Source organism: Paenibacillus sp. 01T422, assembly GCF_056398785.1.
Map to the genome: position 1 here is coordinate 1 of NZ_JBFTQB010001422.1, position 914 is coordinate 914.

Consider the following 914-nt stretch of genomic DNA (forward strand, 5'->3'; position numbering starts at 1 on the left):
AACAGCCCATCGCAAAATTAGCAGTGCCGTATTCGCCGAATTGAAATCAGAGTTAACGGGACCGCAGTTATTTATGCTGTTCATGATTGCCAAGGAGGGAACTCCCAAACAAACCGTTCTTGCTGAGAGAATGGGTGTCAAACCTAGTGCGATTACTGTGATGATTGATCGTCTTGTCCATAGCGGACATGTCATACGCAAACATCATGAAACGGATCGGCGCATTGTTTTGGTAGAAATCACCGAACTTGGCCGTGAGGTTCTTAACGCAGCTCAAAATGTTCAAAAAGAAGTGATTGCTCGAGGCTTATCTAAGCTTCCGCCGGAGGAACTCAGCGTCCTTGTAAGTGCTTTTGAAAAACTAACATCCTATTATTAAAATCCATTTTCCTCAAAAGGAGTGAACTGTAGTGGAAACTATACAAAAAACAATTACTGACGACAATCTTTCCGAGTCAGCGGCGCCAGCGCTCAAAAATCGCGGACTCCTGCTGACTGGACTTATTATTGCTATGCTGTTCGGTGCCCTAGACGGTACGATTGTCGGAACAGCAATGCCTCGTATCGTCGGTGAATTAGGCGGTCTTGGTCTGATGGCTTGGCTTACTACAGCTTACATGCTGACTTCAACCGTTATTGTTCCTATCGCCGGTAAATTGGCTGACTTAATGGGCCGCCGCGTTATTTATGTAACGGGCCTTATCATTTTCATCGGGGCTTCCGCACTCTGTGGTATGGCCCAGAACATCACAGAACTCATCTTGTTCCGCGGCTTGCAGGGTCTAGGCGGTGGTATCATGATGCCGATGGCTATGATTATTATCGGGGATTTATTTACAGGTAAACAGCGTGCCAAATGGCAAGGTGTTTTCGGTGCGATTTTCGGTCTATCTTCTGTTGTCGGCCCCCAAATC

At 46.6% G+C, this 914-nt stretch carries 2 protein-coding genes; both read left to right on the forward strand.

The genetic code is table 11. From position 1 onward, the window contains the following. On the forward strand, positions 1 to 379 hold a 379-nt coding region (locus AC1DUA_RS39240), incomplete at its 5' end, for a MarR family winged helix-turn-helix transcriptional regulator (RefSeq protein WP_477504825.1). Positions 380 to 512: 133 nt separating this feature from the next. Continuing rightward, a partial coding sequence (locus AC1DUA_RS39245; protein ID WP_477504826.1) for an MFS transporter occupies positions 513 to 914 on the forward strand: 402 nt, incomplete at its 3' end.